Below are 19,673 nucleotides of genomic sequence, written 5' to 3' on the forward strand. Positions count from 1 at the left end.
AGCCTGTTAAATAGTCCTGGCGTGACGGACGTCGCGCAACACGGAACCCCCGCGAGCCCCCCGCCTGGCGGGGGGCTCGCCTCTTTTCACAGAAAGCCCGCCTCCCACCATCATTGCTGCGCCACTGTAGTCAATGGCACGCCACTGTAGTCAATGGCACGCCACTGTAGTCAGTGGCGCACAACCTCTCTCTTCTCTACCTCTCCCTCTCGTAAAGGAAGATTGAGAGGGGACTCTCCTATGCTATTCCCGAAATCATTACCCTGGTAACACCCCTCTCTATAAGGTGCAAATAACGCCTGCCTACAGACTAGCCCCCACACCGTTTTGGGGTGTCAAAGAGGGGGCGTCCCTCAGAAGGGACGGAACCCTTTGAAGGGGGCTTTCAAAGGGGTGTCTCCCTTGACCCGTTCTTCTGCCCATGCGAGACTGTGGTCACAGTCTCCTTCCCAACCATAGCCCAGGCAAACACCAGCCTTTAAGGTGCGAATGAACCCTGCCGACAACCTATCCCCACACCGTTTGGGGGTGTCAAGAGGGGTGTAACCCCTTTGAAGGGGGATTTCAAGGGGGTACCCCCCTTGACGTAGCCATACCCTTCACTGGAACTGTCCCCCCTGATTTGGCTCCCACACCCTCCAGGGAGGAATAGAGTCACAAACACAAGCCCGTCTCTGCCCATCTACTTACCATATCTACTTCTGAGTAGACATAACACGAAAAACAAATCACGCCTGGCTAGCCTCGAATTGTTTCCCGGATTTTTTATCTCTGGCACTTTTCTGTCCTTTCGCCTGTAGCTCCCGCCACCCCCCTCCCTTCCTTGACTTCATCCCGCCACGAATGTAAAATGCAGCCTATGGCGGACACACGCAGTCGCCGCATTAAGACCAGGGAATTCCTAACAGTGCTGGCTATATTCCTGTTGCCGGGACTGCTGTTCTTCGTTCCGTCTACCGGCCTGGCGGCTGCCATAGAAGAGGTCCGGTGGTGCCAGGTTGGTATTCCCGCCGAAGGGGAATCGGGCAGCTGGGTACTCGCCAGTGGCGCCGACACCAGGCACCTGGCCAGGACCACCGAAGGCACCCTCTACTGCTATGCCACTCCCACAGGAACAGCCCACCGTCTATTCAAATCCGGTGATGGTGGAGTTCACTGGTCACAGACTGGCGGTGTGCAGGACACCATAATCGATATCATCACCGTCCCGGGCGATGCCAGTATCCTCTACTACGCCACCAGTTCAATCGTATACAAGTCCACCGACGCCGGCGTCAGCTTTGTCCCGTTGCCGGCAAACCCAGGCGGCAGCGGTAGTAACAACCTGGAAATTGCCTCTATTGACATCACCGGACCAGGCACCGCCAAACTGGTAGCCGTCGGTACCAGAGACACCGATGCCACGGAGTACGGAGGTGTCTTCATCCTGGACGAAAACGACCTTCCGTCTGGCTGGGTGAACACCGATATCGGTAACTATGATGTCTCCTGCATCGCCTTCTCCCCCCGCTTCACCGATGACGGCCAGCTCCTTGCCGTGGCCAGTGACGAGACGGACAGCTTCGTTCTTGCCAGGATTGCCGGCGAAAACTGGGGCGCAACAATAAGCGGCACGACAGTTCCGGGTGTGGTGCCGGCATCAGCAGCAATTGCCTTCCCCGATGACTATCAAGCGCTTGCCGAAGGCGGGTCTCTATTCATCGGGATAGACACTGACAGTGACGGCGGCGATGTTTACCGGATAAGCCTGGTTGTCGGCAGCCTGACAACCACCGACCTGGATATTGGCTCTGCCTCCGGTCTGGCCGGTGTGGATGTTACCAGTCTTGAAGTTGCCGGTAATACCGCCGATGCCAGCTTGCTCGCCGGTGCTGCCGGGAGTGCGGAGGTCTACATCAGCACCGATGACGGCCTTAACTGGACAACCAGTACCAGAAACCCCACCGGACAGTCCACCACCCATATCCTCCTACTTCCCGGTTTCAGCACCAGTGGAGAAGCCTTCGCCGTCACCAGTGGTACGGAGAGTGCCTTTTCCCGCACCAGGGACGGAGGCATTACGTGGCAGCAGGTAAGCCTGATAGATACGGCAATGAGCACCATCATCGACGTAGCGGTATCTCCCCGCCACTGGCAGGACAAGACCCTGTTCATGGTGACCCATGACGCCCAGCATACCGTGCAGAGCCTGTGGCGGAGCGTGACCGATGGGGCCTCCTGGGAAAGGCTACTCAGCAGCAGCGATGCCGGGGTCGATGAAATCCGCAAAGTGGTGGCCTCCGGCGAATACAGCGGTGGCAATCAGGTGGTATTCCTTACCGGTATGGGTAACGGCAACCCCACCGTCTGGAAATCAACGGATAACGGCACAACATTTGCGCCGTTTCCTGCCCCTCTAACCGTCGATACCTGGGCTACCACGGGCAACTCTCTCTTCATTACCGGATACGACGGCAGCAAGGGACGGGTCTACCGTTTCGACGGTACCAGCTTCCTGCCTCCCTCCGGAGCCGCCACGGGCAGCCAGCCGCTGGCCTCCCTGGCTGTTTCACCGGGCTACGAGTATGACCTGACGATATTGGCAGGTAATGCCACCGGACAGGTGTACTGGTCACGCGATGGCGGGGCCAGTTTCGTCCCGCTGGGCCAGCAGTTACCGTTGGTCAACGGCACTGGCGAAGTCTGCGTTGCTTTTCACCCCACATTCAATAGCAACGGGGCTATCTATGCCACCGGCAGGGCCGTGGTCAGTGCCGGGGATGATGAGCGCATCTTCCGCTTTGTCGTCGGCAGGGACGACCTCTGGCAAGCCATAAACAGCACCCTGCCGGAGAATACCATTATCGGGCAGGTAGCCATAACATCCATTCATTCGCTCTCTACCACCGACACGCTCTATGCCATCGACTCGCAACCGGTGGATGCGACTGGGAACAAAGGGGGCATGGAACGCTCACTCAACCCCACGTTTCCCCTGAACCAGACCTTCGAGACGGTAACCCTCGGACTTGATGATGACGCCAAACTGGACGGACTCTGGACGTGCGGCAACCGGCTGTGGTCGGTTGACAGCCAGAACACCAGGCTGATGACCTATATTGACACGATGTGCATACCGGTAGTCTCGGCCTCACCGAACGATAAGGCCCCAGGGGTGAATACGGATAATGTCACCCTTGTGTGGGCAGGACCGCAAGGGACGACACAGTACCAGTGGCAGATTGACTACGACGACAACTTCTCCAGCGTCCCCGAAGGCTTTGAGGGCAATACCAGCGCCACCTCTGTCCGGCTGCCGACTCTACAACCGGACACCACCTACCACTGGCGGGTGAGGGCCAGCAAGCCGGTGCTGAGCCCGTGGTCAGCCAGGTTGTCGTTCACCACCATTCTCGGGCGTACTGTCAGCGCCCTGGAGTTGCTCAGTCCCCAGGCCGGTGCCCGCGAAGTCCCACAGAAACCGGTCTTCCAGTGGGACGCTATCGGAGGCGCGGAAGGCTACGAACTGCTGGTATCAACGGACATCCTCTTCACGAAACTGGTGGTAATGAAAGACGGCGCGGATGCCCTGCCGGTCACGGCCTGGCAAAGCGATACCGCCCTGGACTACGATACCACCTATTACTGGAAGGTAAGGGGCTGCTCGCGGGACAGTCACAGTGCCTGGAGTGCGGTCAGTGCCTTCACCACCGGACCAGCACCACCACCCCCGGCACCGGAGTCGGTGCAACCGTCACCCAACCCCGGGCATCTGGAATCCTCCCCGGCGATTGAACCAGAGCAGCCTCAGTCGCCACCGACTGTAGAGCCGGACCCGGAACCGCTGGCGCCCGACCCGCCGATACAGGAACCCCTGGCGCCGCAATTACCCCCGACACTGCAGACCACGGTTGAGATAGTAGTCCCCGAGTGGGCAACCTACACCATTATTGGACTGCTGGCGGCAATGGTGCTGATTCTGGCCGTTCTGCTGGCCCTGGTAGTAAAGACCAGGCGCTTCTAACAGGGTGCTAAGAGAAGGCAGTTAAAGACGGACCGGGAGAGGGGCCAGGTCAGTAGTCAAGAAGATAGACCTGGGTGCTCTGGGGCAGGTTTGCCCTGGTGATAGAGAGCTTTGGTTGGGAAACGATATCCTTCAACCCCATTTCCCTGAGGAATTCATCCACCGGAGCCAGTCCGCGGTCCAGCACATCAGTCCGGTAGTGCATGGGTATAACCACTTTCGGTTCCAGCTGTCGCACTAACTCGGTGGCGGTTGCGGCATTGATTGTAGACACCCCACCCACCGGAACCAGCAGCACGTCCACGTGCTCTATCTGCTCCAAATGGTCCGCGGTAAGCACGTGCCCCAGGTCACCAATATGGCAGATTGACACCTCATCCACATCCATCAGGTAGACGGTGTTTTTACCCTTCGTCGCCCCCTTTTCGCTGTCATGAAAGGTGGCTATACCGATAATGAGGACGCCGCTGATTTCGTATTCACCGGGCCCCCTGACTGGTCTGAATTCACCACTCACACCCTGGGTATAGGAATGCCCCGGATGCTGATGACTGACGGTGACAATACCTGCCGTGGGCTTCCCCAGGGAATAGCCGTAGTCCGGTGAATACGGGTCGGTGATGATGGTGGCCTGTCTGCCGCGGATACGGAAACAGGAATGTCCCAGCCAGTTGATGTCCATGTATCCCAATATAGCACAGACAATGATATGGTTCAATTAGCAGCCACCCTCCGGCGGCAACCAGCGTCGGCCGTACTGGAAGAGCAAAAAACCTTGACAAGTAAGGGGTGCAGATGGTAATTTAGAGTTGTTAGCACTCTCAACCTTAGACTGCTAACCGGAGACGAAAATGCTATCTCCCAGAACGGAGACCATCCTCAAGTCAATAGTCGGGCAGTACATTGCCAGGGCGATTCCGGTGCCGTCACAGAGCATCATGCATGATTATGGCCTGGCAGTGAGCTCGGCCACCATCCGTAATGAGATGGCACGGCTGGAACAAGGAGGCTACATCACCCGCCCGCACCCTTCGGCCGGAAGCATCCCGTCCGATATGGGTTACCGTTACTATGTCGAGTCTCTGGAAGATATCAAGCTGCCTCCGGCCCAGCAGCGAATGATAAGCCATCTCTTCCATCAGGTGGAGAGCAGGCTGGACGAGTGGTTGAGTCTGACGGCAACACTTCTAGCTCACCTGGCCCACAATATGGCAGTCGTGGCGACACTAAAAACCAGCCGGTGCCGCTACAAGCATATGGAACTGGTCAGTCTCCAGGAGACAACCGCACTGCTGGTCCTGGTACTCCAGGGAGCCAAGGTCAGACAGCAACTGGTGACCTTTGAACAGGAGGTCACCCAGTCGGAGCTAGCCGTAATCTCTATGAAGCTGAACACAGCCTACTCAGGCCTGGCTGCCGAGCAAATCCCAGACCGGGAAGAGACCCTTTCCCCCGTCGAGCAGCAGTTCAGTGATTGCGTACTGAGCGTGATGCGTGACGAAGACGAGGAGGGCAGCACTGAGCCTTACTTCGATGGGCTGCACTTCGTGCTTGAGCAGCCGGAGTTTGCCGACAGCAAGCATGTCCAGGCTCTGGTGGAGCTTACCGAGCGCAGAAGCCTGTTGAAAAGCATCCTGCCTCGTATACTCCCCGGGCAGGGGGTCAAAGTGGTCATCGGCGGGGAGAATGAGTCTGAAATCATCCGGGAGTACAGCGTCGTCGTTAGCCGCTACGGACTGCTGGACGAGGCCGTCGGCACACTGGCGATTGTCGGACCCACACGGATGCCCTACGCCCGCGCCATCGCCGCCATAGACTACCTGTCCTGGTTGCTCAGCCAGATGGTGGCCAGACTATACGGCAGGGAGGAAACCACCCGGCACAGTGCGGAATACCAGTAGACGGTGACTGAACCGACGGTTGATTAGAGAACCCGGAGAGCGTGGTGGATTGTAATGTCCGATGAAGAGCGAGTTACCCAGGATGAGCCCGAGGTGGACGAGGTGACGGCTTTGAACCAGGCCCTCGCCGAAGAGAAAGAGAAGGCGGAGAACTACCTGGCCAACTGGCAAAGGTCCCAGGCGGATTTCGTGAACTACAAGCGGCGTAGCGAGCAGGAAAAGGGAGAACTCTCCAAATTCGCCAATGCGCAGCTCATGCTCGGTCTTCTGCCCGTTCTGGACGACCTGGAACGGGCGCTTGATTCGGTTAAGCCCCAGTTGACCGATTCCGACTGGGTGGAGGGAATCCGGCTCATTGAGCGAAAGCTCCGGGCGGGGCTGGAGGCACAGGGCCTCATCCAGATAAAGGCAATGGACGAAGCGTTCGACCCCAATTTCCATCAAGCGGCCGGGCACAGCAAAGGTGAGGAAGGGACCGTGGTACAGGAGCTACAGAAGGGATATATGCTCCAGGACAGGGTACTCCGTCCGTCCGTGGTGATTGTGGGCAGTGGAGAGACCGAAGAAGAATAGCACTCCGGGCCTGAGAATACCAGTGGGAAAGGCCCGGTACACCTGGAAAACAATACCAGGTACGTCCTGGATAGGAGGAGTGGAATATGGGAAAAGTTATTGGAATAGACCTGGGGACGACGTTTTCTGCAGTAGCAGTGATGGAAGGTGGCGAGCCAACCGTTATCCCTAATGCCGAGGGCGGTCGTACCACGCCGTCAGTCGTGGCCATCAGCAAGACCGGCGAACGCCTCGTGGGGCAGGTAGCCCGACGCCAGGCAATCACCAATGCAGACAATACCGTCTTCAGCATCAAGCGCCTTATGGGACGGAAGTACGATGAGCCTTCTGTGGAGTATGACCGCGCGCACCTGCCCTACAAAATAGTGAAGGCATCCAACAATGACGCCCGGGTGATAATGGGAGGCAAGGAATACAGCCCCCCGGAAATCTCGGCGATGATTCTCCAGAAACTCAAAACGGATGCCGAAGCCTACCTTGGTGAGACAGTAAACGAGGTTGTGGTCACCGTGCCCGCCTATTTCAACGACAGCCAGCGCCAGTCAACCAAGGACGCCGGTAAAATCGCCGGGCTGGAAGTCCTGCGCATAATCAACGAGCCCACCGCCGCCGCCCTGGCCTACGGGCTGGACAAGAAGAGCGAGGAGACTATCGCGGTCTATGACCTCGGTGGCGGTACGTTCGATATATCCATCCTTGAGCTTGGTGGCGGCACCTTCCAGGTGAAATCCACCAACGGTGACACCCACCTCGGTGGTGATGATTTCGACCAGATAATCATGGACTGGGTCTGTGATGAGTACAAGCGTGAGCAGGGAATCGACCTGCGCCAGGACAAGATGGCTTTGCAGCGCCTCAAGGAAGCCTCCGAGAAAGCCAAGACGGAGCTATCCACCGTCCAGCAGACGGAAATCAACCTGCCCTTCATTACCGCCGATGCCAGCGGCCCCAAGCACCTCAGTATGAACCTCTCCAGGTCCAAGCTGGAACAACTGGTCATGGACCTGGTGGAGAGGAGCCTGGGACCATGCCGTCAGGCAATGACGGACGCGGATAAGACGGCGGCACAGATTGACGAGGTGGTACTGGTCGGTGGGCAGACACGGATGCCGCTGGTCCAGGAAAAGGTCAAGCAGTTCTTCGGCAAGGAACCTCACAAGGGCGTCAACCCGGACGAGGTAGTGGCTATCGGTGCCGCCATCCAGGCAGGGGTGCTCAAGGGAGACGTCAAGGACGTCCTGCTCCTTGACGTGACCCCGCTCACCCTGGGCATTGAAACGGTGGGTAGAGTGGTCACCCCACTCATCCCCCGCAACACCACCATCCCCACCTCCAAGAGCCAGATATTCAGCACTGCCGCGGACAACCAGCCCAGTGTGGAGATTCTTGTCCTCCAGGGCGAGAGACCCATGGCGGCGGACAACCGGACACTGGGGCGGTTCATGCTAGACGGTATCCTGCCGGCGCCGCGTGGCGTGCCCCAGATCGAGGTCAGCTTCGATATTGATGCCAACGGCATCCTCAGCGTCAAGGCCCACGATAAGGGCACCGGCAAGGAGCAGAAGATTACCATCACCGCTTCCAGCGGACTCGCCAAGGAAGAGGTAGAGCAGATGCAGCGTGAGGCAGAGATGCACGCCGCCGAAGACACCAAATACCGGGAAGAGGTGGAGATACGCAACACCGCAGACTCCATGGCCTACACTGCGGATAAAATGCTCAGAGACAATAAGGACAAGATACCCGAAGACCTCAACAAAGAGGTGGAGGAGAAGGTAGCCGCGGTGCGTTCGGTGATACAGGGGGCCGACGTTGAAGCCATCAAGAGGGCCAGCCAGGAGCTATCCGACTCCATGCAGAAGGTAGGCCAGGCCGTCTACCAGCAGCAGCCACCGCCCGACCAGGAACCACCTCCTGAAGGTGGCGACGACGAAGGTACCGTTGAAGGAGAGTTCCACGAGGTATAGGTATAGAGGGCTTATACTGGATAGGGTTACCTGATGCCAGCCAAGCGTGACACGGACTACATTCGCGCCTGGGTCTCAGGCTGTCACTTCTCCTGGCTTAATCCGAGACAGGCTACGACGGAATGCTGCTGAAAGGGGAGTCATAGAGGGGGCGCCCCTCAGAAGGGGAGAAGCCCCCCTAACACAACCCTTCCCTGTCTCCTTAAAAAGGAGACAGGCATATAGGGGATAGGGTTCCAACATCTCAATGAAGCGCGGCTGCCACGGAATCCCTCGTGCTGGCGTAGAGGCCACCGATTCGGAGATTCTGAACGAAGTATTCAAGGAGGACACGCCCGGTGAGTAGAGACAACACCTACGAAGTGCTCATGGAATACCTGGGGTTCCCCGGTTCCAAACGCTTGCGGCCGATAATGGAGGAACTGATGTCCCCGGACCAGGCCTTGATGGTAACGGAATTACCCGGAACACCACAGGAAGTAGCGGAGAAAACAGGAATAGACGCCAACAGGGTGAGAGACAACCTGGATGAGCTTTTCTTCAAAGGCGTCATCTTCCCGCGAGGAGACTTTCGCCGGCGTGAGTTCTACCGCTTTGCCCGTTCTATCGGTCAGTTTCATGATGCCACTATGGCTTCAGAGGAGCTTGACGTGGAAAAGGACCGCAGATTCTTCGAACTGTGGTACGACTTCGTAATGAACGAGATGTACCCCTCTTTTGCGGAGCGGATGAAGCTTCAAAGTAAGCCCAACGACCGGATAGTCCCCGCTTATAAAGCGATTAAAGACCTTGACGGTGTCCTGCCCTGCGAAAACTTCCCGGAGATGTTGAGGGCACAGGAACGCATCGCTGTGGTACCATGTTCCTGCCGCCTTTGTACCGCCTCGGTGGGAGAGCCATGTGCGGTTCACGATGAAGTAGCTCACTGGGCGTGCATTCAGTTTGGACGGGCTGCCGACTATGTTATCACACGGGGGTCAGGAAGGGAGCTAAGTCTGGAGGAAGCCCTGGAGCTGAATGATATCGTCGAAGAATCCGGGCTGCTCCACAAGTGGGACAATATCACGACCATAAACGGCCCCAGGCTTAGCTGCCAGTGCTGCCGTGATTGCTGCATGATGTACATCCCGATAGACCAGGCCGGACTTCCCATTGGCACGATATGGGAGAAGAGCCGCTACCAGGCATACGTTAACCAGGAAGACTGTAATGGCTGTCAGGACTGCGTGGAACGCTGCCTGTTCGATGCTGTAGAAATGGTAAAACCCGAAGGCAGCAAGAAGTACAAGGCGTCTATCATTGCCGAGAAGTGCTTCGGTTGCGGCTCCTGTGTAGTCGGCTGTCAGCAGGAAGCACTTAAAATGAAGGCGGTCAGACCACCTGAGCATATCCCGGCCCCCCCTGAGCAGGCCTGATAGAGGGGCCCAATCAGGGAAGGTATAGAGGGTGACGGGGTATAAAGGATGAAGTAGAAAACAATATGCCATCAAAACGTAACACAGACTACATTCGCGCCTGGATTCTGGGCTGTCACTTCTCCTGGCTTAATCCGAGACAGGCTACGATAGAATGCTGCTGAAAGGGGAGTCGTAGAGGGCTTGGCCCCTTCTTAGGGGCACCCCCTCTAACGCAACCATTCCCTGTCTCCTTAAAAAGGAGACAGGCATATAGGGGATAGGGTTACCTTATGCCAACCAAACGTGACTACTACGAGGTACTGGGCATAGACCGGAATGCCACCGGCGAGGACATACGGAAGGCATTCCGGGAACTGGCTTTCAAGTACCATCCGGACCATAACCGGGGAGATGGTGCCGAGGAGAAGTTCAAGGAGGCCAACGAGGCCTACGAAGTACTCTCCGACACCACCAAGCGTGCCACCTATGACCGCTTCGGACATAGTGGTGGTTCGAGCTTCTTCGGTCGCGATTCTGAGGGGTTCGACTTCGGTTTCGGTGACATCTTTGACGCCTTCTTTGGCGGGACTACCACGTCCACACGCCAGGCACCACAACAAGGTGCTTCCCTCCAGACCAGGCTCTCCTTAACCCTGGAAGAGGCTGCCTTCGGCTGTGAAGAGGAGATAGACATTACCCGTACGGAGAACTGCTCCGAGTGCCAGGGCACCGGCAGCAAACCGGGCACACAGCCGGTCCGTTGTCCCAATTGCGATGGTGCTGGAGAGGTGCGCCGTGTCCAGGCAAGCATCTTCGGCCGGTTTACCAATATCACCACCTGCCCACGCTGTCACGGTGAAGGTAGAATCATCACCGAACCCTGTCCTACATGCAGAGGCAGCGGCCGGGAGAAACAACATCGCAAGATATCGGTCAAGGTACCACCCGGAGTTGACAACGGCAATCAGATTCGTCTACGCGGGGAAGGCGAAGCAGGCACCAGGGGCGGTCCATCCGGCGACTTGTTCGTGGTGATATCAGTCATCGAGCACGAGTACTTCGAACGGGACGGTGACGACATCCTCTACGAGTTACCGCTCAACTTCGCTCAGGCCGCGCTGGGAACGGAGGTAGAGGTGCCCACTCTGGATGATGACAGTAAGCTGAAAATTCCCGCCGGCTGCCAGACGGACACCGTCTTCAGGCTCAGGAACAAGGGTGTGCCTCACCTCAACGACAGGGGACGCGGCGACCAACTGGTCACGGTGTCCCTGGTTACTCCTGAGTCACTGAACAAGGAGCAGCGGCGGCTCTTCGAGGAACTGGCGGACAGTCTCGGCACCGGCAAGAAAAAGCGGCCGAACCGCTGATTACGAAGCAGGCTGCCCGGACCGGCTGCGTGTCTTGTGCCGGAAGAGAGAAAAGAGTTTCCACCTGCGACCGGCAAGCTCATGCCTGGCCTGAGCACCCATCAGGGCCAGTGCCTCCTCCCGTGGGTCGGCACCCTGGTACAACACCCGGTACATCCCCTCGGTTATCGGCATCTCCACCCCGAGTTGTCGCGCCAGCTCCCAGGCAGCAATCGTAGTACTCACCCCTTCGGCAATACCGGTCATCGAGCCGGCTATCTCTTCCAGCGAACGGCCCCTGGTCAACTCCACACCGACATAGTGATTACGGCTCAACGGACTGGCACAGGTCGCCATGAGGTCGCCAAGACCGGCCAACCCGGAAAATGTCAGGGGATTTGCCCCGAGGGCCACTCCAAAAGCGGTGATTTCCGCCAGACCCCGCGTGACGAGGGTGGCCTTGGCATTATCACCGTAGCCCAGACCGTCAGCAATACCGGCAGCCAGGGCAATAACATTCTTCAGGGCACCCCCCAGCTCGACACCGATAACGTCGGTATTGTGGTACACGCACAGATTCGGCGTCGTCAGCAGCTTCTGGGCGGTACGGCAGACAGCCTCGCTCTCAGCAGCCACCACTGTAGCCGCGGGCAGGCCACGCAGAATCTCCTTGGAGAGATTGGGGCCGGACAGTACGCAGATATTACGATGGAACTCGGGGGATATCTCCTCGGTTATTACCTCGGTCATCCGCTTGTTGCTGCCAATCTCCAGCCCCTTGGCAGTGCTCAGCACCAGCATCGACTCACCAAGGTACCCGGCAACCAGCCTGATATTGTGACGTATGGTCTGCGCCGGCACCACCAGGATAACCGCCTCGGCACCACTCAGCGCCTGCTTCAGCGAGTTGGTGACAGATAACCGAGATGGGAACTTGATGCCGTCCAGCCGGGGAATCTTCGGTTCCGCACCCCTGAGCTCAACCGCCTCCTCCTCGGTACGTGCCCACAGACTGACATGAAGCCCGTTCTCAGCCCAGACAGTCCCGAGAGTGGCTCCCCAGGCGGTAGTGCCGATGACGGCAATCTGGGGCATCGGTTTACACCCCACCCTCTTCAGAAGGGGATGACTTCAGGTCCTCGGCCTTCTCACCCAGGCGGCGTTCCTTACCCGCGATAAGCCGGGCAATATTGCCCCGGTGCATGATGACAATAACCAGAGTGCCGACCAGGGAATATACCAGATACTCCAGTGGCCAGCCATTCAAGACAGTCAGCGGGACGACGATTGCATAGGAGCCGACCACACCGGCGATGGAACCCAGTGAGGCAAACCTGGTCACAACGGCACCAATGAGCAATATCTCCCCACCAAATAGCGCGGCAACCGGAATGAAAGCTGCCATACCACCGAAAAAGGTGGCAACGCCCCTTCCCCCACGGAACTTGAGGAATACCGGCCAGTTGTGCCCCAGTACGGCTGCGAAGGCCGCCAGCACCTGACCCAGCGGCAGCCCGAAGCCGAAGTCCCCCACCGCCAGATAGCTCTTGCCCATAATCAGACCGGCAAATACCACCGCCAAGACCCCCTTGACCAGGTCGCCGGTAAGGACTATCGCCGCCGACCTTATGCCTGCCGTTCGTAGCACGTTGGTTGCTCCAGTCTTGCCGCTCCCATGTGCCCTGACGTCAACCTTCGTATTCCGTTTGGTTACCAGGTAACCAACCGGTATCGAACCCATGAGGTAGCCAACTACCAGGCACGCAATGTACTGCCAGACTATCATGCCTCACCCCTTGTTCTGAAGACCAGGCGCAGCGGTGTGCCAGTGAAGCCAAAGGCCTGGCGCAACTTGTTCTCCAGGTAGCGCCGGTATGAGAAATGGACAATCCTGGCGTCATTGACGAAAAACACAAATGTGGGCGGGTTCACTTCCGCCTGGGTAACATGGAGGACATTCAAGTGCTTACGACCCTTGCGCGGCAGGATATGTGCCGCCACGGCTTCCTGTATGACGTTATTCACTTCGGAAGTAGTCAACCGTTTAAGCCTCTCCCGGTATACCTGCCTTGCCTGCGGCAGGACCTCACCCACACCCTGGCCAAACTGGGCCGATGTATAGAGCACAGGAGCATAGGCCATGAACTTGAACTGGCTTTTCAGGTATCTATCCCATTCAGCCTTGTTCTTATCGGCGATAAGGTCCCACTTATTAACCACCAGGATAATCCCCTTGACCGCCTGTAACACGTAGCCGGCAATATGCATATCCTGCGCCACAGGTAACTCGGTAGCATCCATAACCAGCAGAGCGACATCGGCCCGGTCGATAGCCCGAAGCGCCCGCATGACGCTGTACCGCTCTATTCCCACTCCTAGCCGACCCCGCCTGCGGATGCCCGCAGTATCAATGAGTAGCACACTTTCACCCTCGAAGTCAAGTAGCGTATCGATAGCGTCCCGCGTTGTCCCTGGTGTATCATCAACGATGGCACGCTCGCTACCGAGTAGGGCATTAAGCAGCATCGACTTGCCGACATTGGGCCTGCCGACAATGGCTACCTTCATGATGTCCTGTTCGGCCTCAACCTCTACTAGCGGCAGAAGGGCACCGAGCCTGTCCAGCAGCTCGGCGGTACCCCTGGCGTGATGAGCACTGACTGCCAGCGGTTCGCCCAGTCCCAGTTCGTGGAACTCCACGGCGTGGGTCTCCAGCCGGTCATTATCTGCCTTATTGGCCGCCAACACCACCGGTTTGCTGGCCCGCCTCACCAGGTCAGCCACCTCCAGGTCAGAGGGCGTTACTCCATCCCGGACATCCACCAGGAAGATTATGGCGTCGGCCTCGGCAACAGCCAGTTCTACCTGCTCTCTGACACGCTGACCGACAGAAGTATCGGGGTCTGTCACGAGACCACCGGTATCCACCAGGGTGAAGACATTGTCTTGCCAGGTAATATCAGCCACCACGCGGTCGCGCGTCGTCCCCGGCAGGTCCTCAACGATGGCTATCCGCCGGCCTGCCAGCCGGTTAAGCAGGGTAGATTTGCCGACATTCTGCCGGCCGACAATAGCCACGATGGGCTTCCTTACTGCCACTTTAACCCCTCACCCTTTATCCCTCTCCCCTTGATAAGGGGAGAGGGATAGAATTTCCTAAAGGGGCTTCGCCCCTTTCAATTCCCCTCGCTAGAGCAGCTGTCTCAACCTCTCCCGGAAAGCTGGCGAAAGAACACCAGCTCTTAGTCCTTCGTTAAATAGATCAAGCAATTGCTTTTCTGTTGCGTGCATTGGACGAGGAATGAAGCGACCATGTTTCCACCAGGAGAAACGTATTTCTACTTCGCCTGTGTTTCTTACATATAGCCTCTCAATTCTAATCTCTTGCTGGTCTTCAAACTCGATAATACCTTCGCTTATTACTCCATATTGTGGTGTTTCTCTTATATAGTCTGATTGAGTCATATCAAGCCTCCTTCACAAATCTATGATAGCTAGGCGTCTAAGAGGAGCGAAGCCCCTCTTTATTCTTCTCCCCCTCTCCTTTGAAGGAGAGGGGGACCGAGGGGGTGAGGTAGATAAGCGGTCAGTCTGTTGCTGGTGCCAGTCAGCACCGTCTACGTAGCACCCAGCAACTTAACCAGCAGGGCCTTCTGTGCGTGCATCCGGTTTTCCGCCTGGTCGAAAACTACTGATTGCGGGCCATCCATAACATCATCGGTTACTTCCTCCCCCCGGTGGGCGGGCAGGTCGTGCATGAATATCGCATCTTTACTGGCCAGACCGAGCAGACCAGCATTGACCTGATAGCCGGCAAACGTCCGGCGCCTCTCTTCCGCCTCCTCTTCCTGCCCCATACTCGTCCAGACATCGGTATAGACCACGTCTGCTCCACGCACTGCCTCGGAAGGCTCACGGGTGCAGAGGATACTGGCACCGGTGGCGGCAGCATACTCCTGCGCCGTACGCATTATGTCCTCCTGCACGGCATGCCCTGCCGGAGAAGCAATCCTGAAATGCATCCCCGCCAGTGCCGTTGCCAGCAGCAGGCTGTGGGCGATATTGTTGCCGTCGCCGATAAAGGCAAGCGTCACGCCCTTCAGCCCACCCTTCTTCTCGTAGACGGTAAGCAGGTCAGCCAGGGCCTGGCAGGGGTGCTCCAGGTCGGATAGCGCGTTTATCACCGGCACGCCAGCATAACAGGCCAGTTCTTCAACTGTTTTGTGGGTAAAGGTACGCGCCGAGATAGCATCAACGTACCGCCCGAGAACCCGGGCTACGTCAGATACCGACTCCCGCCCCCCGAGACCGACCTCGGCCGGAGAGAGGTAGACTACCTCACCCCCCAGTTGACGCATCCCCACCTCGAAGCTGACCCTGGTGCGCAACGACGGTTTCTCAAAAAGCAGGGCCAGTATCTTCCCGTTAAGTGAGGAAGACCGACCCCGGGTTTTTAGCTCCACAGCCCCGGTCATGAAGGAGGCAATGTCCTCATCACTGATATCGGATATGGAAAGCAGGTGTTTCCCTTTCACACCACTCCTCCCTTTCGCTGGGACACCTGTACAGTATAGCACGAATACGTGTTCCTGAGGAACGCGCTCTTTCCATAATATGGAAACCCTCCCCCTTGGTCCCCATCCCTTTGCCAATGGGAGGGCGAGATAGATGTTAGAGGGGTAAAACCTCTAAGACTCCCCGCTTATTGACTATTCTCCAGGCTCTTACCAGATAGTGCCACACTCCCTAAGGTGCAAACGACCTCTGCCTGAAATTGTCCTTCACACCGTTTTGGGGTGTTAGAGAGGGGTGTAACCCCTTTCGAGGGGGATTTCAAGGGGGACACCCCCCTTGACGTTTCCCCCTGTCCGGCGGCGCCAGACCTGGCTGGACTACCCGAAGCGAATCATACGTGTACGCCCCATTCCCTTACTCCCCCTCGCCAGCGGAGAAGGGGGTGGATACCTGTACGCCTCACTCTGTTGTGTCGCCCTTCTGTCTGAACGATACCAGATGCACCGACTGGAACAACGCCCACAGATAACCTACAATAGTGTTTGACTGCATTAGGAGGTACCCACGATGACTACGGAGAGGATTAAGGTAAAAGGAAACCAGGTAATCGACAAGGTCAAACAGCTCATCCGCGAGGGCAACATCCGCAGGGTACGCATCGTGCATGAGGAACGCACTATCCTGGAGATTCCACTGACAATCGGCGCTCCGGCAGCAGCGATAACCATCATGGCGGCCCCACTTCTGGCGGCCCTGGGTGCTTTTGCCGCCCTGGTTACCGAGTGCACCATCGAGGTGGAGAAGATCGACGGCACGGGTAAGAACGAAGAATAGCATGTGCTCCCGCAGAGCCGCTTAAAACGCAAAGGGCAGCTATATCATCCTCATCAGGCTCCCCGAGGAAAAGACAATAACTGTGGGAAAACTCGGTCCCGTCCTCTTTCCCTGCGCCCACTATGCCTATGTCGGCTCAGCGCTGGGCGGACTGAAGCAGTATTATTGCCCTGGTCAACGCGCTTGAACAGGCTTAACCACGAAAGACTGACCAACCCACCTGACATGTGTTAACATTACCACTACCACTTATCGACACTATGACAGCAGGAATTGAGTATTACTTTCAGGAGGTTCCACCGTGAACATTCCCAGCTTGAGTCTGGAGGGGCAGGTCGCCCTGGTAACAGGAGCACGGAGAGGGATAGGCAAGGCCTGTGCTATTACGTTTGCCGAGGCTGGCGCTGATGTTGCGATATGTGACTGGGTTACCAGTACCGGTGAACTGGATGCTGTGGCGGCAAGGATTACCAAGCTTGGCCGGCGTTCCCTGGCTGTCCACGCGGATGTGAAGAAAAGTGAAGATGTTGCCCCTCTTGTAGCCGGGGTTATGGAGAAATTCGGGCGGATAGATATCCTGGTTAATAATGCCGGTGTGGGCGATGGCGGTCGGAGCACCGAACCGGAGGACTTTGACCTCGATGCACTCAAAGCACGCGCCGTTGAGAGAATGGCTTTGATGAAGGATTCCGCGGCAATTCTGCACCTTGATGAGCAGGCATGGGATGCTGTTTTTGAGAATAACCTGAAAAGCTGCCTGCTTTGCAGCAAGTCGGTAGCGCCAATCATGATGAAGCAGAATAAGGGGAACATCATTAATATATCCTCAGTGCGGGCCTTTGCCACAGGACGTGGCGCAATGACAAACTATGCTATCACCAAACGGGGTATGGTGATGCTGACAGAGGGCCTGGCCGCCGACCTGGCCAGATTTAATATAAGGGTCAATGCCATTGGTCCCGGCGGTATTGAGACTGAGATGATGCGCTATGCCTGGGCTGACCCGGAACGGCTTCAGGCAATTTCCAACATAATGCCCCTGAGCAATAACCTGATTCCGCCGGAAACCTGTGCTCATACTGCCCTGTATCTTGCCTCCGACCTGGCTACCTACGTCACTGGTCAGATGATAAACGTTGATGCCGGCCTGATGGTGTCGCTATCAGGACTATAAACCTGGTCAACAGGATGACAGTAATTACCTGCTCCTTCCCGGAAACTCATCGTTAATAATTCTACTTTACGTTTGGATGTTCTGGTTGCCGGAGCCCCTGAGCGGGTATAATTGGCAGCACTGTTACACCAACGCTATAATACTCCGTAGTCATATTCCACTGGTAGAATGTAGTCTATGCTCAGAATAGGCCTGGTGCAAATGAGGTGCGAGAAAGCGGCAGTTACCGCGAACCTGGAGCGTATGTCGCGGTATATCGTCGAGGCAGACAGACGGGGAATAGACATCCTTGGCTTTCCGGAAATGAGCATCACGGGCTATGCTGACCCGACCAGGTACCCTGAAGCGATTGTGCGCCTGGACGGACCCGAGATGGATGTGGTACTGGAGATGACAAAAGGGCGTAAATCCTCCCTTCTGGCTGGCGTGATAGAGCACAACCCCGCAGGCAAACCCTTTGTTACGCAGGTCGTAGTCCGCGGCGGGCAGCTCATTGGGTACTACCGTAAAAAGACCATCAAGGATGAAGAGGCAGACTGGTTCACACCGGGTGAGAATGTCAGCGTCTTCAACCACGATAACCTGTGCTTCGGAGTGGCAGTCTGTGCTGATATTGATGATGAAACGGTGTTTGCTGAAGCTGCCGGGCAGGGTGCGTTAATTGTATTTGAGCTGGCAGCGCCGGGGCTGTATGGTGAACAGGCAACCCGGGACTGGCGGTCAGGTTTTCAGTGGTGGCAGGGCAAGTGCCATGAGCAACTGTCCGTTTATGCTGTGAAGTACGGTATCTGGATAGCGGTAGCCACGCAGGCAGGACGGACGGTGGACGAGGATTTTCCCGGGGGCGGGTACGTCTTTGTGCCTGATGGCAGACAGGTGTACGCAACGCCGGACTGGTTTCCCGGGGCAGCCTATCTGGGTTTGGACTTCAAGGAATATAGTGTAGTACAGCTATGAGTAGCCGCAGGGACTCGGGAGAATGATGAAGATATCTTTGGAGCCAATAGGCTACGTGGTTAACAGCGTTGAGGAGCCGGTAGACGGCGGCTGGGGAGAGGTCGAATCGAGGATAGTGCTCCGGGAGGGTCTGGTGCCTGCCCTGGTCGGCCTGGAGGACTTTTCCCACGTCCTGGTCGTCTACTGGATGCACCGGGCGGTACCCCCGGAGGTGCTCCGGCGGCGGCCGCAGGGTCGCGAGAATATGCCGGAGGTGGGGCTTTTCGCCCAGCGCTCGAAGCACCGCCCCAATCCCATCGGCGTTACCGTGGTCTCACTCCTCAGAGTTGGTGACGGCGAGCTCCTGGTACGGGGTCTGGATGCCGTCAACGGTACGCCGGTGCTGGACATCAAGCCGCACTACCCGGAATACGACAGTCCCGCGGATGCACACGTACCGGAATGGGCAGGACGCCTGATGGCGGGCTATTTCGAAGGGGAACCTTAGGAGGGAATCGATGCCCACAAAGAATGAAAAGGAGAGCCGGTTCCAGCTCTACGGGTGGCTGCTATTCGTAATTTGCAGTTTCTTCTTCATTGCCGACAGCGTCGTCAGTGGGCGCCCCCTGGGAATAGCGGGTAGCTGCCTGTTCTTGCTCGGATGTATTACCTTTCTTATTCCCCTGGTCCGGAAAAGGACGTAAGGTGTTTTGAAGTGCATCACTTGCATCGTTTGAAAGGCTGGCATTTCTGGCAGTAGTAGGTGCCCCGGTTGCGCACCAGTCCCCGTTCAATAAGCCCGCCGCAGACGGAGCAGGTCTTACCGCCCAGACCGTGGGCTACCTTGAACTCGTAGTGCGCCGAACCTTCCGAACCGTCGGGGCGGAAGTAGGTATCGACGCTGGCCCCCTTGTTATCAATCGCAGCCCATAAAATCCGGCGAATCTCGTTATAAAGCCGCTTAATCTCCTGCCGGGAAAGGCTGCCGCCCGGTTGCCAGGGATTGAGCCTGGCGGCGTAAAGG

18 protein-coding genes are annotated in these 19,673 nt (G+C 57.2%); 11 read left to right on the forward strand and 7 right to left on the reverse strand.

The genetic code is table 11. From position 1 onward, the window contains the following. Positions 1-859 precede the first annotated feature (859 nt). Positions 860-4,003, forward strand: a complete 3,144-nt coding sequence (locus tag VMW13_01375) for a hypothetical protein (protein ID HUV43458.1) — start codon at positions 860-862, stop codon at positions 4,001-4,003. Between the two features lie 49 nt (positions 4,004-4,052). On the opposite strand, the gene VMW13_01380 is transcribed toward VMW13_01375, so the two are convergent. Continuing rightward, positions 4,053-4,721 carry an MBL fold metallo-hydrolase gene (locus VMW13_01380; protein ID HUV43459.1) on the reverse strand — a complete coding sequence of 223 codons (669 nt, stop codon included), beginning with the start codon at positions 4,719-4,721 and terminating at the stop codon, positions 4,053-4,055. 133 nt (positions 4,722-4,854) lie between these two features. Here VMW13_01380 and hrcA point away from each other — a divergent pair, with 133 nt between their 5' ends. The 5 genes from hrcA (at position 4,855) to dnaJ (ending at position 11,211) form a co-directional block, all read left to right on the forward strand. Next, a complete protein-coding gene (hrcA, locus tag VMW13_01385; protein ID HUV43460.1) occupies positions 4,855-5,904 on the forward strand; it encodes a heat-inducible transcriptional repressor HrcA in 1,050 nt (349 codons plus the stop codon). A gap of 54 nt (positions 5,905-5,958) precedes the next feature. Next, positions 5,959-6,477: a nucleotide exchange factor GrpE gene (locus VMW13_01390; protein HUV43461.1), complete on the forward strand. Its 519-nt coding sequence runs from the start codon at positions 5,959-5,961 to the stop codon at positions 6,475-6,477. An 86-nt stretch (positions 6,478-6,563) separates the two neighbouring features. After that, positions 6,564-8,444 carry a molecular chaperone DnaK gene (gene dnaK / locus VMW13_01395; GenBank protein HUV43462.1) on the forward strand — a complete coding sequence of 627 codons (1,881 nt, stop codon included), beginning with the start codon at positions 6,564-6,566 and terminating at the stop codon, positions 8,442-8,444. Positions 8,445-8,782: 338 nt separating this feature from the next. Then, positions 8,783-9,859, forward strand: a complete 1,077-nt coding sequence (locus tag VMW13_01400; protein ID HUV43463.1) for a hypothetical protein — start codon at positions 8,783-8,785, stop codon at positions 9,857-9,859. Between the two features lie 272 nt (positions 9,860-10,131). Further along, a complete protein-coding gene (gene dnaJ, locus VMW13_01405; GenBank protein HUV43464.1) occupies positions 10,132-11,211 on the forward strand; it encodes a molecular chaperone DnaJ in 1,080 nt (359 codons plus the stop codon). On the opposite strand, the gene VMW13_01410 is transcribed toward dnaJ, so the two are convergent. From VMW13_01410 to argF, 5 genes are all read right to left on the reverse strand, one after another. Next, entirely contained in the window at positions 11,212-12,285 is a 1,074-nt protein-coding gene (locus VMW13_01410; protein ID HUV43465.1) for an NAD(P)H-dependent glycerol-3-phosphate dehydrogenase, read from the reverse strand. 4 nt (positions 12,286-12,289) lie between these two features. Beyond that, the gene (gene plsY, locus VMW13_01415) at positions 12,290-12,976 is read right to left on the reverse strand and encodes a glycerol-3-phosphate 1-O-acyltransferase PlsY (GenBank protein HUV43466.1); all 687 of its coding nucleotides are present in this window, start codon (positions 12,974-12,976) and stop codon (positions 12,290-12,292) included. After that, positions 12,973-14,289, reverse strand: coding sequence for a ribosome biogenesis GTPase Der (der, locus tag VMW13_01420; GenBank protein ID HUV43467.1), 1,317 nt, complete (start codon positions 14,287-14,289; stop codon positions 12,973-12,975). The genes plsY and der overlap by 4 nt, the downstream gene beginning before the upstream one ends. A gap of 90 nt (positions 14,290-14,379) precedes the next feature. Further along, a complete protein-coding gene (locus VMW13_01425; GenBank protein ID HUV43468.1) occupies positions 14,380-14,655 on the reverse strand; it encodes a hypothetical protein in 276 nt (91 codons plus the stop codon). 152 nt (positions 14,656-14,807) lie between these two features. Further along, the gene (gene argF / locus VMW13_01430; protein HUV43469.1) at positions 14,808-15,725 is read right to left on the reverse strand and encodes an ornithine carbamoyltransferase; all 918 of its coding nucleotides are present in this window, start codon (positions 15,723-15,725) and stop codon (positions 14,808-14,810) included. Between the two features lie 547 nt (positions 15,726-16,272). Between argF and VMW13_01435 the strand changes: the two genes are divergently transcribed. From VMW13_01435 to VMW13_01455, 5 genes are all read left to right on the forward strand, one after another. Then, positions 16,273-16,539 carry a DUF4342 domain-containing protein gene (locus VMW13_01435; protein ID HUV43470.1) on the forward strand — a complete coding sequence of 89 codons (267 nt, stop codon included), beginning with the start codon at positions 16,273-16,275 and terminating at the stop codon, positions 16,537-16,539. A 301-nt stretch (positions 16,540-16,840) separates the two neighbouring features. Next, entirely contained in the window at positions 16,841-17,713 is an 873-nt protein-coding gene (locus tag VMW13_01440; protein HUV43471.1) for an SDR family oxidoreductase, read from the forward strand. 177 nt (positions 17,714-17,890) lie between these two features. Next, positions 17,891-18,670 carry a carbon-nitrogen hydrolase family protein gene (locus VMW13_01445; GenBank protein HUV43472.1) on the forward strand — a complete coding sequence of 260 codons (780 nt, stop codon included), beginning with the start codon at positions 17,891-17,893 and terminating at the stop codon, positions 18,668-18,670. Positions 18,671-18,692: 22 nt separating this feature from the next. Beyond that, positions 18,693-19,157: a tRNA (N6-threonylcarbamoyladenosine(37)-N6)-methyltransferase TrmO gene (tsaA, locus tag VMW13_01450; protein ID HUV43473.1), complete on the forward strand. Its 465-nt coding sequence runs from the start codon at positions 18,693-18,695 to the stop codon at positions 19,155-19,157. Positions 19,158-19,167: 10 nt separating this feature from the next. Continuing rightward, positions 19,168-19,353 (forward strand): hypothetical protein, encoded by a 186-nt coding sequence (locus tag VMW13_01455; protein ID HUV43474.1) that lies wholly within the window; start codon positions 19,168-19,170, stop codon positions 19,351-19,353. A 16-nt stretch (positions 19,354-19,369) separates the two neighbouring features. Here VMW13_01455 and VMW13_01460 read toward each other — a convergent pair. Continuing rightward, a partial coding sequence (locus VMW13_01460) for a DNA-formamidopyrimidine glycosylase (protein HUV43475.1) occupies positions 19,370-19,673 on the reverse strand: 304 nt, incomplete at its 5' end.

Source organism: Dehalococcoidales bacterium (assembly GCA_035529395.1).
In the GTDB taxonomy this organism is placed as follows: Bacteria; Chloroflexota; Dehalococcoidia; order Dehalococcoidales; family Fen-1064; genus DUES01.

Bases quoted from the DNA above. Each gene is read 5' to 3' on its own strand.
- VMW13_01375 (HUV43458.1), top strand. From the start codon at position 860: ATGGCGGACACACGCAGTCGCCGCATTAAGACCAGGGAATTCCTAACA.
- hrcA (HUV43460.1), top strand. From the start codon at position 4,855: ATGCTATCTCCCAGAACGGAGACCATCCTCAAGTCAATAGTCGGGCAG.
- VMW13_01390 (HUV43461.1), top strand. From the start codon at position 5,959: ATGTCCGATGAAGAGCGAGTTACCCAGGATGAGCCCGAGGTGGACGAG.
- dnaK (HUV43462.1), top strand. From the start codon at position 6,564: ATGGGAAAAGTTATTGGAATAGACCTGGGGACGACGTTTTCTGCAGTA.
- dnaJ (HUV43464.1), top strand. From the start codon at position 10,132: ATGCCAACCAAACGTGACTACTACGAGGTACTGGGCATAGACCGGAAT.
- VMW13_01410 (HUV43465.1), bottom strand. From the start codon at position 12,285: ATGCCCCAGATTGCCGTCATCGGCACTACCGCCTGGGGAGCCACTCTC.
- plsY (HUV43466.1), bottom strand. From the start codon at position 12,976: ATGATAGTCTGGCAGTACATTGCGTGCCTGGTAGTTGGCTACCTCATG.
- VMW13_01425 (HUV43468.1), bottom strand. From the start codon at position 14,655: ATGACTCAATCAGACTATATAAGAGAAACACCACAATATGGAGTAATA.
- VMW13_01435 (HUV43470.1), top strand. From the start codon at position 16,273: ATGACTACGGAGAGGATTAAGGTAAAAGGAAACCAGGTAATCGACAAG.
- VMW13_01445 (HUV43472.1), top strand. From the start codon at position 17,891: ATGCTCAGAATAGGCCTGGTGCAAATGAGGTGCGAGAAAGCGGCAGTT.
- tsaA (HUV43473.1), top strand. From the start codon at position 18,693: ATGATGAAGATATCTTTGGAGCCAATAGGCTACGTGGTTAACAGCGTT.
- VMW13_01455 (HUV43474.1), top strand. From the start codon at position 19,168: ATGCCCACAAAGAATGAAAAGGAGAGCCGGTTCCAGCTCTACGGGTGG.